The organism is Thalassiella azotivora, from assembly GCF_054781695.1.
This window is the reverse complement of the sequence record NZ_BAAGTX010000006.1, coordinates 156,419-171,498: the sequence shown is the minus strand read 5'-3', so window position 1 is coordinate 171,498 and position 15,080 is coordinate 156,419. Positions and strand designations below refer to the sequence as shown.

Here is a 15,080-nt window from a genome sequence, read left to right as displayed (position 1 = left end):
CGCACCGACCACACCGGCTCGGTCGAGTAGCTCGTCCCGAAGGTGTTCCCCGACGTCTGCAGCTGGATCCGCTGCCCCGCGGCCGCCTCGAACGTCGTCCACGCGTTCTGACCGCGGTGAAGCACGGGCACGATCGTCGCGGCGCCGTCGACGAGCACCTGCCCGGCGTCGAGGTCCGCAGGGACCGACCAGACCTGCACGGCGAGTGACCCCGTCGTCGCGCCCTGCGGGTCGAGCGCGAACCGGTAGGTCCCCGACTGGGGTAGCACCCGGGTGTCGACCAGGGCGGCGTCCCGGCCCGAGAAGACCGTCGAGCCATCGGGCGCCCGCAGCGACCACACCGGCTCGGTCGAGTAGCTGGTGCCGTAGGTGTTGCCGCTCGTCTGCAGCTGGATCCGCTGCCCCGCCACGGCGTCGAGGGACAGCCAGCCGTTCTGACCCCCCACCGTGGTGGTGATGGTGACCGGGTCGCCGTCCACGTCCAGCACACCGGCGTCGACATCCTCGATGACGGTCCAGACGGACACGCCGATCTGGCCGGTCGTGGTGCCCTGCGGGTCCAGCACGAACCGGTACGACCCGGTCTGCGGCAGCGTCCGGGCGTCGACGAGGGCGTCACCGCGGCCGCTGACGACCGTCGTGCCGTCGGGTGCCAGCAGGGACCACCGGGGCTCGACGGAGTACCCCGACCCGAAGGTGCTGCCCGCGGTCCGCAGCTGGACGCGCTGCCCCTGGGTGGCTTCGAGGACGGCGAACGCGTTCTGGCCGCGTGCGGTCACGGGGACCACCGTGGCCGGTCCGTCGATCGTCACCGCTCCGGCGTCGGCGTCCGCGGGCACCGTCCACGCCTGGAACGACAACGATCCGACGGTGGTGCCCTGCGGGTCCAGGACGACCGTGTACGTGCCGGCCTGCGGCAGGACCCGGGAGTCGACCAGGGCGTTACCGCGGCCGCTGGTCACGGTGCTGCCGTCCGGGGCGACGAGCGACCAGCGGGGTTCGACGGAGTAGCCGCTCCCGTAGGTGTTCTGCGTGGTCTCCAGCTGGATCCGCTGGTCCGCAGTCGACTCGAAGGTCAGCGAGGCGTTCTGACCCGGCACCGTGGTGGTGACGGTGAGCGGGTCACCGTCCAGCGCCATAGCCCCGGCGTCGAGGTCCTCGGCGACCGTCCAGGCCGTCACGGTGATCTGGCCGGTGGTGGTGCCCTGCGGGTCCAGGACGAAGGTGTACGTCCCGGTGGCGGGCACGGTCGTGGTGTCGACCAGGGCGTCGCCGCGGCCGCTGGACAGCGTCGAGCCGTCGGGGCCGGTGACCGTCCACCGCGGTTCGACGGAGTACCCGGTGCCGAACGTGTTGCCCGAGGTCCGGAGCTGGATGCGCTGGCCCTCGGTGGCCTCGAACGTCGCCGACGCGTTCTGCCCGCGGTTCGGGACGGGCACCACGGTGCCGTCTTCACCGAGCACGACCTGGCCGGCCTGCAGGTCCTCCGGCACCGACCAGGCCTGCACCGTCAGCGCGCCGGTGGTGGTGCCTTGCGGGTCGAGCGTGAACCGGTAGGTGCCGGTCTGCGGCAGGGTCGTCGTGTCCACCAGCGCGTCGTCGCGCCCGCTGGCCACGCGCGTCCCGTCGGGTGCGGTGACCGACCAGACCGGCTCGGTCGAGTAGCTGGTCCCGAACGTGTTGCCGGAGGTCTGCAGCTGGATCCGCTGCCCGGCCGTGGCGTCGAAGGTGGCCGTGGCGTTCTGTCCGGGCTGGCCGACGGTGATCGTGCTCGCGGGGCCGTCGACGGTCAGCGCGCCGGCGTCCAGGTCGTCGGGGACGACCCAGCCGGCCACGGTGATCTCGCCGGTCGTGGTGCCCTGCGGGTCCAGGACGAACTCGTACGTGCCGCCGGCGGGCAGGGTGCGGGTGTCGACGAGCGCGTCGTCCCGGCCGCTGAACACGGTGGCGCCGTCCGGGCCGCGCACCCACCAGCGGGGTTCGGTGGAGTAGCTGGTGCCGAAGGTGTTGCCGCTGGTGCGGAACTGGATCCGCTGTCCCCCGGCGCCCTCGAACCGTCCGACGGCGTTCTGGCCGGGCGCTGCCACGGCGACGACGACAGGGGTGCCGTCCATGGCGAACGTCCCGGCGTCGACGTCCTCGGGGACGGACCAGGCACGAGCGGTGATCTGCCCGGTGGTGGTCCCCTGTGGGTCGAGCGAGAACCGGTAGGCGCCTGTCGCGGGCAGGGTCGTCGTGTCCACCAGCGCGTCGCCGCGGGAACTGAGGACGACACTGCCGTCCGGGCCGACCAGGGACCACCGGAGTTCGGTGGAGTAGCCGCTGCCGTAGGTGCTGCCGGCGGTCTGGAGCTGGATCCGCTGCCCCTCCTGGCCCTGCAGGGTCGCCGTGGCGTTCTGACCGGCCTCGGTCGTGGTGATCGTGATGGCGTCGCCGTCCACGGCGAACGTCCCGGCGTCGACGTCGTCGGGCTGGGCGGCGAGCAGCAGCGCGTAGTCGGCCGCGGCGCCGGTGGCGCGCAGCACGTAGTCACCGGCGGGGACGGCGTCGGTCACGCCGTAGGAGCAGGCCGACGGTCGCGCGACGACCTCGCCCGTGGCTGCGTCCTCGATGGTCAGGACGACGTTGCGCTGGCAGCTTCCAGGGGCGACCAGGAGCCCGCGGTCGGCGGCCTCGGCGAGGGTGAAGGCGTACGCGTCCTCGGAGCCAGGGGTCGGCAGCGACCCGGGCGTGCCCGTGCCGCTGACCCCGGACGGGATCTGGACCGGCAGGCTGACGGCGAACACGTCGGCCGGCGGCGTCTGCAGCGTCATTCCGATGTCGTCGACGCCGAGGGAGGTGCCGAGCACCCCGCGGAACCCGGCGGGGGTCAGCACGAGGTCGAGGCTCGACCGGGCGTGGGTCACCGGCACGGTCAGGGCGTACCGGTGCACCTGCTCCCCCGTGGCCGTCGTCGCGGTGTCCTCGAGCGTCAGGCTGGCTCCGTCGGCACCGTCCCACGCCGTGTCGGTGCCGTTCAGCCGCGCGGTGCCGACCACGGTGCCGTCCACCGAGACGGCCACGCTCTGGACGGCGGCGTCGGTGCCGACCGGACCGTACGCCAACAGGTCGACGGCCACGTCGACCCGGTCGTGGCGGGGGACGTCACGCACGAACCCTCGGTAGCCGGGGGTGTCGAACAGCGGTCCGGCGACGCGCGTGGTGGCCGGGTCCTCCACGTACCGGGTGGAGGCGAGGTTGGGGGCGACGACGCCCTCGAAGTCCTCGGTGAGGGTCCCGGCGTCGAAGCCGTGCGCGGTGGTGTCGACGAGGACGTCGGTGACGAGCGCGGACTCTGCGGCGTAACCGGCGTCGCCGGTGACGACGACGTCGAACACGCAGTCCTCGAACTGCGGACCCGGCACGACACCGGCGTCGGCGCACACCTGCGTGGCGGCGGCGATCTCCTCGTCGGTGAAGTCCCCGAGGGTGATGACGGTCTCGGGGAAGGACCGGTCGGTGTGGTCGGCGGTGCCCTGCCCGGCGGCGTAGGTGAAGTGGGAGTCCTCGTCCGTGACCCGCCAGGAGTCGGCGAAGCGGCCGTGCAGGGTGCTGCGGTCGGCGTCCGCCGGCAGCGGCGTGCCGTCGCGCAGCGCGAGGTCGTCGTCCGGGTTGCCGTCGGCGTCGCCGAGCAGCCCGCGCACGTCGGTGTCGGTGGGGACGACGAACCCGACGTTGCGGCCCTGGGTGACCATGACGAGGGGCTCGCCCTCGCCGGGCCACACGACGAGGTGCTGGCTGCCCTGCCGGGCCACGAGACCACCGTCGCCGACGGTGACGGCCTGGCCGCTGTTCAGGGCGACGGGCTCGCCGTCGACGAGGACCTTCCCGCCGCCGACCTCGACCCGCGTCCCGTCGATCTCGGTCGCGACGCGGTCGAGCATCGAGATGCTGGAGCCGAGCGGGGTGAACCGGCTCTGCACGTCGACGTCCTGCTCGGGCAGCTCGAGGAGGTGGAACTCGCCGACGGCGTGCAGGTCGTAGCTGCGACGGTCGAAGGTGGCCAGGTGCGGGTCGCCCCAGACGTTCCAGGCGATCAGCGCCGCGGTGAGCGCGGCCAGCGCCGCGAGGGCCGTCCCGATGCTGATGGCTCCCGCTTCGGCCGCCGCGCCGGCGGCCAGCGGGATCGCGCACCCGCCGGCGGTGCCGACGCAGATCGCGACGATCGCGGCGAGGGCGGCGACGACCGCGGCGGTGACGACGACGGTCTCGGTGTCGGGTACGGGGACCTCCGGCAGCGCCGGCCAGTCGGGCAGGTCACCGAGCTCGGGGTGCTCCTGCAGGAAGCGCTCCCAGAAGTCGTCCTTGCCGTCGTCGTCGGCGTCCGAGCCGGGTGCCGGCCAGACGAACGGAGGGATGTGGTCCGGGTCGTCGACCTCCTCGGGCAGGTCCTCTGGCACCGGCTCCTCCGCCGGCACCTCGGTCGGCTGGTCCCCGTCGCACGGGGTGACCTGCCGGTACGGGCCGTTGATGAGCAGCACGCCGGCGGACGCCGGGACGGAGGACACCGTGTACTGACGGACGACGCGGTGGGTGGCGGAGCCGGTGCAGTCCTGCTCGAGGACCCGGAAGGCGTCGGTGAACGGTGTGGTGAACGCGTACCGCTCCACGTCCCGCGAGGCCGCCCCGCGGGGGAAGCCGTTGACGTACCGGGTGAGCTGGGCGGCGGCCGCGCTGACGCCGCCGTTCCAGACGCCCTTGACCTCGATGAGCTCGATCGGCTCGTCGGTGTCGTGCCGGTCGTAGCTGAGGATGTCGATGCGGCCGGAGGAGTACCGGACCTCCCACTGCAGGTTCGGGTTGACCCCGCCGGCGGCGGGCGGGTCGCCGTACGGCGCCCTGGCGTTGAGCTGCGCGATCGCCCGTGCCTGGGCGATCGCCTCGGCCTGGACGCCGCGGCCGCCGCGGCACTCGGTGCGGTGGTAGAGGCCGTTGGGGGACAGCGCCTTCGGACCGGTGATGCAGTCGGCCTGCAGACCGGACCGCGTGGAGCGCTCCAGCTCGGCGACGCAGGCGCGGGCGGACGCCGCGGTCGTGGTCTCCGAGTTCGGCGGGCAGGCGACCGTGGCCGCCGCCGCGGCGAGGGCGGCCTGCCGGAGGGGGCTCGGCGTCGCGGCGGCGGGAGTGAGCCGGGTGCCGGTCACCCCCAGCGCAGCGACCAGCACGATGCCGAGAAGGACCGAGAACGAGCGGCGGGACCAGGGCATCGCGAACGCCTCCGTGTGAGCCGGGCGCACCCCCCTGGCGGCCTGCGGCACCCGGATGCAATCACGGCTGTCAAGCCCCCCGAGACAGGTTGGGCGGCTGCGCTACGTTGCCCTCGCCCGCCGTCGCGTGGGCTGACGGACGGCGGCGTCATGAGGGGTGTGCGGGATGGCCGGGTCGGGTGTCGAGGTGTCCTGGGCGGCGTTGGAACGTGCCGCGAACCGGGGTCACGGCGAGCAGCTGTGGGTGCGGTTCAGGACGCCGGGCGGTGACGGCGCGGCGGACCTGGAGGCCGCCGTCGGGGCCGCCAACGACGCCCGCCCGGGCACCGACGAGGAGGATGACGTCTTCGGTGAAGGCGTCTCCACCTGCGACGACGGCGCCGTCGTCCTGGTCAGCCGGCTCGGGTCCCCGGACGGCCTGCGCGGCTGGTTGGGCGACGTGGCGCGGACGCTCGAGGACCGTGGGCGCGAGGGTGCGCTGCTTCCGGCGCCGGAGGCGCGCCTGCCGGACTGGCTGGCGGCCGACCCGGGTCTCGGCCCACAGCTCGGCGCGTTCGTCGCCTACTCCGTCGACCGGGTGGCGGCGGACGACGAGGCCGCTCGCGGCGCCTGGCTGGTGGCCCCCGACGTGACCCAGGAAATCACCCGTTCGGGTGCACGGTGGGGCGCGTTCGAGGGTTCCCGGACCTTCCTCACGGTCAACGCGTTCACCGTCGAGCTCGTGGAGCAGGACGTGTCGGACGGCTTGCGTGCCGGTGTCGAGCGGTTCGGTCTGGCGGAGGTGGCTCACCTTCGTGCGTCGCCGAGGCGCCTGTCGACGACCGGGCTGGCGCCACACGGGCTGCGGGTGTCGGTGCTGTGGGACGACGAGCTGGGCTGGGCGGAGCGTGTGGCGGTGCTGCGGGAGCAGGTCGTGACGCTTCCGGGCGCAACTGACCTGGCGTTCGTCCGCCACACGGGGCCGGTGTCACCGAGCTGGGGTTCGTTCGCCTCGGGCGGGCCTCGGCCTCCTGGGATCCGCCCTGGGCAGGCGGAGTCGGCGAGGCACCTGCACCACGAGTACGTGCCGGACGCGCACGGGATCCAGGTCCTCACCGACGCTCACCTGGCGCGGGCGCGGGACCTGTCCTCGTGGCAGGTCACCTCCCTGGCGGGTGGCCGGCACCTCGTCGAGGCGGCCGACCTCGCGCCGTGGTTCGCCGGTGACGACGTCGACCCCGAGGTGCTCGCAGCCGCCCGGGACGACTTCGGCGACATGGTCCTCACGAAGGAGGTGGTGAAGGCCAACCCGCCGGCGTGGAAGCGGCGGTGAGGCGGATGTCGCCTGTGACGTCAGTCGGCCAGTACCTCGAGGTCGAGCCGCCGCAACCACTCGGTCTTGTAGAACTCGAGCGCCGCTGACATCTGGGAGTTCGCCCAGATCCCAGTTCGCGACTCAGCAAGCGGTAGGCCTTCGACCAGGGCGGCGAAGCGGGCCACGGGACCGGCGCGCCGGAGGTCGAGTACGTCGACCGAGTCCGTCCCGACGAGGTCGGTGAGGTCGTTGACGACCGCCACCAGGTCCTTCGGCGACTCGTCCGAGAACTGCACCGCGAGGTCGACGTCCGCGGCGTGCTCCGGGTCGACGGCCGCACTCCCGAACAGCGTCAGGACCTCGATGCCGTGCCGTGAGCACAACGCGTCCAGCGCTCCGGACTCGTCGGCCGCACGAAGCGCCTCGACCGCTCGACTCATGGACACGGCCCCACGGTACTGGCGACGGTGATCTCAGCCCTCCGTCCACGACGGGTCATCGGACGTCGCGCTCAGGTCAGGCTCGGGTGCCGAGCCAGTCGTAGGCGTCGAGGCGCCACAGGGTGCGCTGGACCCACCAGCGCATCCGGGTGGGCAGGGCGTAGGACCCGCACGACTCGATGGTGTCGATGAGGTGATCGTCGTCGTCGATGGTCAGGACCTGGCGGAGCTGGTCGCGCACACGCGAGCGGGCGGGGTCGGTGGTGGTCTGGTTGACGTCGATGATCGCGTCCCAGGGGTGCTGGGCGTCCTGGTTGAACCACCCGCCGAACCAGTGGCACAGGTCCGGGTAGCGCCGGCGGACCTCGGGGTCCAGGGGCACCTCGGGGTAGGCGGTGCGTACGACCGGTGCACCGGTCTCGGCGTTCCACTCCATCACCACCACGCACGCCGGCGCCGCGACCGTCGGCTCGCCCTTGCGCAGCGCGACCCGACCGACCTCCCGGCCCAGGTCGGCGTAGTAGTGCTGACGGGCCCACCCGCCCCGAGCGGCCGCCCACGCCCGGAACGCGTCCTCGTTGGCCCGCAGGACCTCGGTCACCGCGGTGTCCGCCGTCTGCTTGTCCGTGAACCGCGACGCCCGCGGCAACCGCAACCCGTCCCTCGCGAAGTCCGGCAGCACCGGCGGCCTCGGCGCTCGACCGGCCAGTGCCTCGGCGAGTACCTGCCGCTGCACCCGCAACCACTCCTGCATGGTCGGCCCGTCGGGACGACCGCTGCGGCCGAGGATCGGTGAGCACGCCCGTCGAGCGCTCGCCTCGTCGTCGCCGGCCTCCTCGATCAGCCGGTCGAGCTCCGCGAGGAGGACAGCGACGTCTTCGTCATGGCGCAAGACCTCGTCGATCGCGTCGTCGACCACCAGCTGCGGGTCGAGGGCAGGGTCCTCCTGCTGCGTCAGGAAGTCCACCCACAACTCGACCAGCCGCGGGTACTTCTGGGTGAACTCGTACACGGTCACTTCCTCGTCGGAAAGGCGGTCAGGACAAAGGGGTCGCCATCGGGTGTGCGTCTGATGATGATGGTGACGGCGTTCGGCTCCCACGACGGGCGGGGTGAGTCGTCGTCGCGCGCGAAGCACCGGCCGATGCCGGCCCCCTCGTACGGAACAGTGAGCGGCAACACCTTCTTGTCGTTGGCGGCGAACTCGCGCAGACGCTCCTCGTTGTCGCGCAGCACGTCGGTGATCACTCGTTCAGCCGTCTGCCGGTCGGTCCAGGCCGACGCCCATTCAGGCGGATCCCTTCGCTCCCCGTTCGGCAGGGCGGTGCCGTTGTCGAGGCGGTCGTTGAGGTAGTCGTCGTCGACGTCGACGTGCCGCTCGATCGTGTGGCCCAGGCCCTCGCCTTCGTGGCGCAGCAGGTCCACCCCGGCCAGCAGCTCGTCGACGCTCTGCGGGCGCCGACCACCCGAACCGGGCGACCCACCACCGTCGCCGTCACCGGCACGCGAGGGGACGTCATCGAGTGCCTGCTTGACGTACTTCGTCCCCGCGACCATCGACAGCGTCGTCCCGACCCCGGCGCCGATCTCCCCCGCCCGGTACTGCGGACCACCGACCATCTCGTCGGCCGTGCCCACCGGGTCGCTCACCTGCTCCCACACCGACCCCGGGATCGACGACACGGTGCCCCACCAGCGCGCCGGGTCCTGGAACAGCCCCGCGGTCAGCTCCCACCCCGCCTGCGCCGGCTCCACCACCGCCAACCGCAGCAGGGTCTCCCCGGCCACCCCCGCGTGGTCGGCCGCGGTCTCGGGAACGCGGCGCACAGAGTCCGACACCGACCGGGCCACCGCGCTCAACCGGTCCACCGCACCCCGGTACTCGGCCACCACCCGGTCCAGCTCACCCCTGGCGTCCTCCAGCTCCCACCGCCACGCCGTCACCTCCTGCGACGCCGCCAGGCCCGACCCGCCGCCAGCGGCGTCCACGGTCGCCGCGGCCAACCGGCGCTCGGCCACCTCCACCCGCTGCGCCGCGGCCCTCGCCCGCCGCGAGCACGTCTCCACCACCGGCAGGTAGTCCTCGACCCCCGCCGCCAACACCGAGCACAGGTCCTCCAGCTCACCCAACCGCCCCGAGACCTCACCCCGCCCCGCCAGATACGCCTGAGACGCCCGCCCCACCCACGACCCCGCCACCGCACCGTCCAACCGAGCCAGCGCCTCCCCCGCCGACCCCGCAGCCGACCGCAACCGCACCCCCACCCCATGACCCGCCCCGGCATCCACCCCCGCCACCAGCAACGGCACGTCCGCCACGCCGCTCACCGCCGCCACCAGATCACGAGCGGCGACGCTAGAGGTGGGGAGGCATCGGGTGACGCGCTCCGTCCACAGGCGTGCGGCCGCACCAGCCCGACGTGCGACGTGACGCGACGGGTCGCCGTCCACCATGCTCACCTCGTGCCCCGTGGATCCGGTGACGCCCTGCCCCCGCACCTGGCGCGGTTGGTCGCGTCCCTGCCACCCGAGGCGTTGCGCGAGCTGCTCGACCAGGCGATGGCCACGGCGTCCGGCCGCGCCGTCGAGCTGGCGGCTGCCCCTGCAGTGAGCCGTGTGCAGCGGCCGCTGGAGCACCCGGTGGTGCTGCGCGTGCGCGTGGACCTCGTCGGCGCGCGCCCGCCGATCTGGCGGCGTCTCGACCTGGCCGGCGAGATGACGCTCGACGTGCTGCACCGGGTGCTGCAGGTCGCGATGGGCTGGACCGACAGCCACCTGCACGGTTTCAGCGCCGGTGGCGACCGGTACGACCGGTCGGCCGAGCGGTACCTGACCGAGTTCGACCTGTCGGAGGGGGACACGGGGACCGCTGAGGCCGGCGTCCGGCTGGACCAGGTCCTGCGCGAGCCTGGTGACGTCCTGCACTACGAGTACGACTTCGGGGACGGGTGGACGCACCGGATCGTGCTCGAGGAGGTTCGCGCCCCTGGGGACGGCACCCCTGCGGCCAGGTGCGTGACGGGCCGGCGCGCGTGCCCGCCGGAGGACGTCGGCGGGATCGGGTCCTACGAGGACCTGCTCGCCGCCCGGGCAGCTGACGACCCGGATGAGCACGTGCGCGAGCGGCTGGAGTGGCTGGGCGAGTTCGATCCCGAGGCCTTCTCCGTGGACGACGTGAACCGCAGGCTCCCCGTGGCGCTGGTGGGGTTCGCCGTGACTGCCGACCTTCCTGCGCCCCTGGCGGCCATGCTCTCCGGAGCCGGTCAGGGCGGGCGTCCGCTGCTGGAGGAGCTCGTGGTTCGCGCGCGTCTGGACGAGCCGGCGGAGGTCGCCGCCGGCACGGCGGAGAGCATGGTGGCCCCGTACGCGTGGTTCGTCCGGCGCCTGGGCGCCGACGGTGTGCGACTGACCCAGGCCGGATACCTGCCACCGCGCGTCGTCGAGGACGTCGTCGAGCACCTGGCGCTCGGCCGGGAGTGGATCGGGGCAGGGAACCGGGAGAGCCACACCTTCCCGGTGTTGGCGTTCCGCGAGAGTGCGCAGTCGCTGGGCCTGGTGACGAAACGGCGCGGCGTCCTCACGGCGACCGCGGCTGCCCGTCGGCTGGCAGACGACCCGGTCGGCCTGTGGGAGCACGTGGCCACCCGACTGCCGATCGGCCGTGACGAGGCGTCCCGGCAGGCCGCCACCGTGATGCTGCTGGACCTCGCCGCCGACGAGCCCGTCGGGTGGCCGCGGGAGGAGCTCATCGCGACGGTCCTGTCGTCCCTGGGGTGGACGTCGGGCGGCCGCAGGATCTCGCCAGGTCAGGTGCTCGACCTGCTCGAACCCACCTGGACGGTCCTGGTGCGAACCGGCGCCGTCGGTGATCGACGGCTCACCGCCTCCGAGCCCTCGGTGACACCAGGCGGGCGGATGCTGGCCCGGCGGGCGTTGCGTTCGTTGTAGGGGTCCGCGGCCGCCGAGCACGTCGCGCCGGCCAAGGGTCGTGGGAGACTGCCGCGGTGGACGCCCTCGCGGAACCTCAGCGAAGCGCCGTGGTGGATGCTCTGCGCGCTGCCGGTGCTCGTTTCGCCGTGGTGTTCGGCAGCCGCGCGCGTGGTGACCACACGCAAGCGTCCGATCTGGACGTCGCCGCGTGGTGGCCGGGCGACGCCCCCGCCCGGTACGAGGTCGACCTCCCGGCCGGCACCGACCTGCTCGTCCTGAACGGCGCCCCGCTGGAGCTGGCCGGTCGGGTGGCGCTCGAAGGAGTGGTGCTGTTCGAGGACGACCCCGCCGCCCGGGTGCTCTGGGAGGCGACGACCCGCAAGATCTACTTCGACGAGCTGCCCCGCTTGATGCGCAGTCACCGGGAGTTCGCGGAGTCGGTACGCCGTGGCTGACCGCGTGCGCGTGCTCCGGCTCCTCCGGTCCGTCTCGGACGAGGTGTCCTTCCTGCGCGACGAAGCCCAGGCCGACGACGCGCGGCGTGCTGACCCGATGTGGCTCCGTGGCGTCAAGTACGCGTTCGTCTCCAGCATCGAGGCGTGCATCGACGTGGCCCAGCACCTCTGCTCGTCAGAAGGATGGGGACCGCCCTCCGACAACGGGGACGCGATGACCGTGATCTCCCAGCACGGCGTCCTGGACCGCGAGCACGCCCGCGCGATGCGTCAGGCCGTCGGGTTCAGGAACGTCCTGGTGCACGAGTACGTCCGGGTCGACGACGACGTCGTCACGGCACGGCTGGCTGACTTGAGCGACCTCGAACGGTTCATGACGGACGTAGCGGCGTTCGTCGGAGGCGAGGAGCACGACGCCGTCTGACCTTGACGGCGTTCGTCAGGTCCGGGTGGCGAGCCAGTCGTAGGCGTCGAGCCGCCACACGGTGCGTTCGACCCACCAGCGCATGCGGGTGGGCAGCGTGTACGAGCCGAGGGCGTGGACGGCGGCGGCCAGCTCGGCGTCGTCGGTGATCGTCAGCAGGTCGGTGAGCTGGTCGCGGACGCGGGACCGGGCGGGGTCGGTGGTCGTGCGGTTGACGTCGGCGATGGCGTCCCAGACGTCGTCCCAGCGGGCGTTGTCCTGGTGGAACCACGCGCCGAACCAGTGGCACAGGTCCGGGAACCGCCGCCGGGCGCCCTGGTCGAGGGTGGTCTCGGGGTAGGCGGTGCGCACGAACGGCGCGCCGGTCTCGGGGTGGCGGGCCATCACCACCGCAACCGCCGTCGCGGCCTGGGTCGGTTCGTCCTTGGCGTACTGGATCCGCCCGACCTCCCGGCCCAGGTCGGCGTAGTAGTGCTGACGCGCCCACCCGCCGGGATCAGCGGCCCAGGACCGGAACGCGTCCTCGTGCGCGCGCAGCACCTTCGTCACCGCGGCGTTCGCGGTGGCCTCGTCGGTGAACCGCGACACCCGCGGCAACCGCAACCCGTCCATCTCCCGATGGGAGAGCTTGAGGGGCATCGGGGCCCGGCCTTCGACCGCGTTTTGGAGGACCTGCCGCTGGACTCGCAGCCAGTCGACGTACGAGCGTCCGTCAGGCAGGTGCGCGTGCGTCAGCTCGTACCACCGCTGCTCGGCCCTCGCTTCGTCGCCGTCCACGTCGAGGAGGAACGCTTCGGCCTCGGCCAGCTCGGCGGCGACCGTCCGGCCGGCTCGAAGGGTCCTGGCGACGACGTCGTCGATGACCAGCTGCGGATCGAGGCGGGGGTCGTCTTCCACGATGTCCTCGAGGTACTGACCCCAGAGCTGCAGCAGATGCGGGTAGGTCTCGGCGGCACGCGTCATATCTGTCCTCTCGTCGGAAAGGCGGTCACGATGAAAGGTGTTCCGTCGGGTGCTGACTTGACGACCACCCGGGCACCTTCGGCTGGCCGAGGAACGCGGTCCTGATCCTGGGCGAAGACCACTCTGCCCACGTCCGGCGGCGCCGCCGCGTCCAGCACCAGTGGGTGCTTGGACGGTGAGGGATCCGCCACCCAGTCTCTGAGTCGCTGCTCGTTGGCGCGGAGGACGTCGGTGATGACGGCTTCGGCGGTCTCCATGTCGGTGAACGCAGAGGCTTGCTTTGGTGGCTTCTTGCTGCGGGTGCCGTCGTCGAACAGGGTGCCGTGGTCGAGGCGGTCGTTGAGGTAGTCGTCGTCGACCTCGACGTGCCGGCGGATCGCGTGCCCCAGGTCGTGGTGCTCGTGTCGGGACAGGTCCACCCCGGCCAGCATCTCGTCCACCGACTGCACCCGCGGCAACGGCGCCGACCGGTCCGCCATGTTCCGCGCGAACCGCTGGTTCGCGTCCGGGGTAGCCAGGTCCCGCAGCCCCTTGCCCAGCCCGACCGCGGCCGCCAGCGTCCCCGCGCCCTCACCCCACTCCTCCTCCCGGAAGGACGGACCCCCGACCGCCTCGTCCGCGGTCGCGACCGGGTCGCTCACCGCCCCCCACACCGCCCCCGGCACCGACGACACCAGCGACCACCACCCCGCCGGGTCCCGCACGACACCACCGGTCAGCGCCCACCCCGCCTCGACCGTGTCGACCACCCCCAGGCGCCACCACGTCTCCCCCGCCACCCGCACGTGACCCGCCACCGACCGCGGCGTGAACCGCACCGCCTCGGACACCGACCGCGCCACCGCCGACAGGCGGTCCACCGCACCCCGGTACTCGGCCACCACCCGGCCCAGCTCACCCCGGGCGTCCTCCAGCTCCCACCCCCACGCCAGCACCTCCTGCGACGCCGCAGGACTCGGCTCCGCGGCCGCGTCAGCCGTCGCCGCGGCCAGCCGTCGCTCGGCGACCTCGACCCGCTGCGCCGCCACCCGCGCCCGCCGCGAGCACGCCTCCACCACCGGCAGGTACTCCTCCACCCCCGCCGCCAACACCCCGCACAGGTCCTCCAGCTCACCCAGCCGGCCCGAGACCTCACCCCGACCCGCCAGGTACGCCTCCGACGCCCGCCCCACCCACGACCCCGCCACCGCACCGTCCAACCGGGCCAGCGCCTCACGCGCCGACCCCGCCGCCGACCGCAACCGCACCCCCACCCCATGACCCGCCCCGCCGTCCACCCCCGCGACCAGCAGCGGCACGTCCGCTGTGCCCATCACCGCCGAGCCCCCGAGGTCATGGGCGGTGACGCTAGGGCGCACCGACCTACCGGTGGCGCCGGTCGTCCACAGGCAGACGGCGTTGCCAGCGGGTCGCGTTCACCCGAACGTGTCTGCGCCTAGGGCTGCTGTCGCCCTCGGCTCGTACAGTTCCGGCGTTGCGGCACCGATCCCATCGAGAGGTGGTTCCGCAGCGAGATGCAGCTGTCCGTGGCACAGACCGGGTCGTCGCGGCACGCCACAGGACGAGGGGGGATCGCAGTGAGCGATGACACGGGCCCGAAGAAGGCGATCGCACGCACGCTGAACGGTGGGCTGGACAAGGCGGTCGCGGTGTCCCGACCGCTGATCCTCCGGCACATCGCCCAGTCCAGACGCACCCGTCCTGACGCCACGCCGGCAGAGATCATCGACGTCCTGGGTCGTCGTCTGACGGCCGCCGCCGCGTCGAGTGGGACGGTCGTCGGCGCGACCGCTGCCGTCCCGGGGGCCACGTTGCCCGCCTCGGTCGCCCTGGCGCTGGGCGACGCTGCAGGCTTCACGGGTATGGCCGCGATGTACGTCTTCGCCCTCGCCGAGATCCACGACATCCCGCTCGAGGAGCTGGAGCGTCGCAGGACGCTGCTTCTCGGGGTCCTGCTGGGTGACGCCGGAGCCGGCGCGGTCCGGAAGGTCGCGGAGAGGACCGGCCCGCACTGGGCGAAGCAGGTGGTCAAGAGCGTTCCCGTCGAAGCCCTCCGTCAGGTCAACCGAGTCCTCGGACGCAACTTCGTCACCAAGTACGGCACGAAGCAGGGTGTCCTCGTGCTGAGCAAGCAGATGCCCCTCGGCATCGGGGCGGCTATCGGGGGTGCGGGGAACGCGGCTTTCGCCCGGGTCACGATCCGCAGCGCCAAGCGAGCGTTCGGGACGCCGCCGACGTCGTGGCCACAACACCTCGCCCTGCCGACCGGCGACGAAGACCTGCCGACGCAGGACGCGACGACGACCTGACCCGGTCGCGCCCCGAGCG

Annotated in this window: 11 protein-coding genes; 5 read left to right on the top strand and 6 right to left on the bottom strand. The window is 72.9% G+C overall.

Annotated elements, in window-relative coordinates; translation table 11 throughout:
* Positions 1-5,246: VWD domain-containing protein (locus tag ACYVQV_RS06120; RefSeq protein ID WP_461022372.1), on the bottom strand; the 5,246-nt coding region annotated here is incomplete at its 3' end.
* A 166-nt stretch (positions 5,247-5,412) separates the two neighbouring features.
* Here ACYVQV_RS06120 and ACYVQV_RS06115 point away from each other — a divergent pair.
* Complete coding sequence (locus ACYVQV_RS06115) at positions 5,413-6,558, top strand: hypothetical protein (protein WP_461022371.1); 1,146 nt, start codon at positions 5,413-5,415, stop codon at positions 6,556-6,558.
* Between the two features lie 20 nt (positions 6,559-6,578).
* Here ACYVQV_RS06115 and ACYVQV_RS06110 read toward each other — a convergent pair whose 3' ends face one another.
* From ACYVQV_RS06110 to ACYVQV_RS06100, 3 genes are all read right to left on the bottom strand, one after another.
* Complete coding sequence (locus tag ACYVQV_RS06110) at positions 6,579-6,980, bottom strand: nucleotidyltransferase family protein (protein WP_461022386.1); 402 nt, start codon at positions 6,978-6,980, stop codon at positions 6,579-6,581.
* Positions 6,981-7,056: 76 nt separating this feature from the next.
* Entirely contained in the window at positions 7,057-7,992 is a 936-nt protein-coding gene (locus tag ACYVQV_RS06105) for an RNase A-like domain-containing protein (RefSeq protein WP_461022370.1), read from the bottom strand.
* Positions 7,993-7,994: 2 nt separating this feature from the next.
* A complete protein-coding gene (locus ACYVQV_RS06100; protein ID WP_461022369.1) occupies positions 7,995-9,110 on the bottom strand; it encodes an RNase A-like domain-containing protein in 1,116 nt (371 codons plus the stop codon).
* 333 nt (positions 9,111-9,443) lie between these two features.
* On the opposite strand from ACYVQV_RS06100, the gene ACYVQV_RS06095 reads away from it, so the two are divergent.
* Genes ACYVQV_RS06095 through hepT form a run of 3 tightly spaced genes read left to right on the top strand, consistent with a single transcriptional unit; the run spans position 9,444 to position 11,789 of the window.
* Complete coding sequence (locus ACYVQV_RS06095) at positions 9,444-10,928, top strand: plasmid pRiA4b ORF-3 family protein (protein ID WP_461022368.1); 1,485 nt, start codon at positions 9,444-9,446, stop codon at positions 10,926-10,928.
* 56 nt (positions 10,929-10,984) lie between these two features.
* Positions 10,985-11,365: a nucleotidyltransferase domain-containing protein gene (locus tag ACYVQV_RS06090; RefSeq protein WP_461022367.1), complete on the top strand. Its 381-nt coding sequence runs from the start codon at positions 10,985-10,987 to the stop codon at positions 11,363-11,365.
* Positions 11,366-11,375: 10 nt separating this feature from the next.
* A complete protein-coding gene (gene hepT, locus ACYVQV_RS06085; RefSeq protein WP_461022366.1) occupies positions 11,376-11,789 on the top strand; it encodes a type VII toxin-antitoxin system HepT family RNase toxin in 414 nt (137 codons plus the stop codon).
* 15 nt (positions 11,790-11,804) lie between these two features.
* Here the strand turns inward: hepT and ACYVQV_RS06080 are convergent, their stop codons facing one another.
* Positions 11,805-12,752, bottom strand: a complete 948-nt coding sequence (locus ACYVQV_RS06080) for a contact-dependent growth inhibition system immunity protein (protein WP_461022365.1) — start codon at positions 12,750-12,752, stop codon at positions 11,805-11,807.
* The gene (locus ACYVQV_RS06075; RefSeq protein WP_461022364.1) at positions 12,749-14,065 is read right to left on the bottom strand and encodes an RNase A-like domain-containing protein; all 1,317 of its coding nucleotides are present in this window, start codon (positions 14,063-14,065) and stop codon (positions 12,749-12,751) included. The genes ACYVQV_RS06080 and ACYVQV_RS06075 overlap by 4 nt, the downstream gene beginning before the upstream one ends.
* A 264-nt stretch (positions 14,066-14,329) precedes the next feature.
* Here ACYVQV_RS06075 and ACYVQV_RS06070 point away from each other — a divergent pair, with 264 nt between their 5' ends.
* Positions 14,330-15,061, top strand: a complete 732-nt coding sequence (locus ACYVQV_RS06070) for a hypothetical protein (RefSeq protein ID WP_461022363.1) — start codon at positions 14,330-14,332, stop codon at positions 15,059-15,061.
* Positions 15,062-15,080 lie beyond the last annotated feature (19 nt).

What these genes read in the sequence shown, in the direction of transcription:
- ACYVQV_RS06115 (WP_461022371.1), top strand. Translation starts at nt 5,413, where the DNA reads ATGGCCGGGTCGGGTGTCGAGGTGTCCTGGGCGGCGTTGGAACGTGCC.
- ACYVQV_RS06110 (WP_461022386.1), bottom strand. Translation starts at nt 6,980, where the DNA reads ATGAGTCGAGCGGTCGAGGCGCTTCGTGCGGCCGACGAGTCCGGAGCG.
- ACYVQV_RS06080 (WP_461022365.1), bottom strand. Translation starts at nt 12,752, where the DNA reads ATGACGCGTGCCGCCGAGACCTACCCGCATCTGCTGCAGCTCTGGGGT.
- ACYVQV_RS06075 (WP_461022364.1), bottom strand. Translation starts at nt 14,065, where the DNA reads ATGGGCACAGCGGACGTGCCGCTGCTGGTCGCGGGGGTGGACGGCGGG.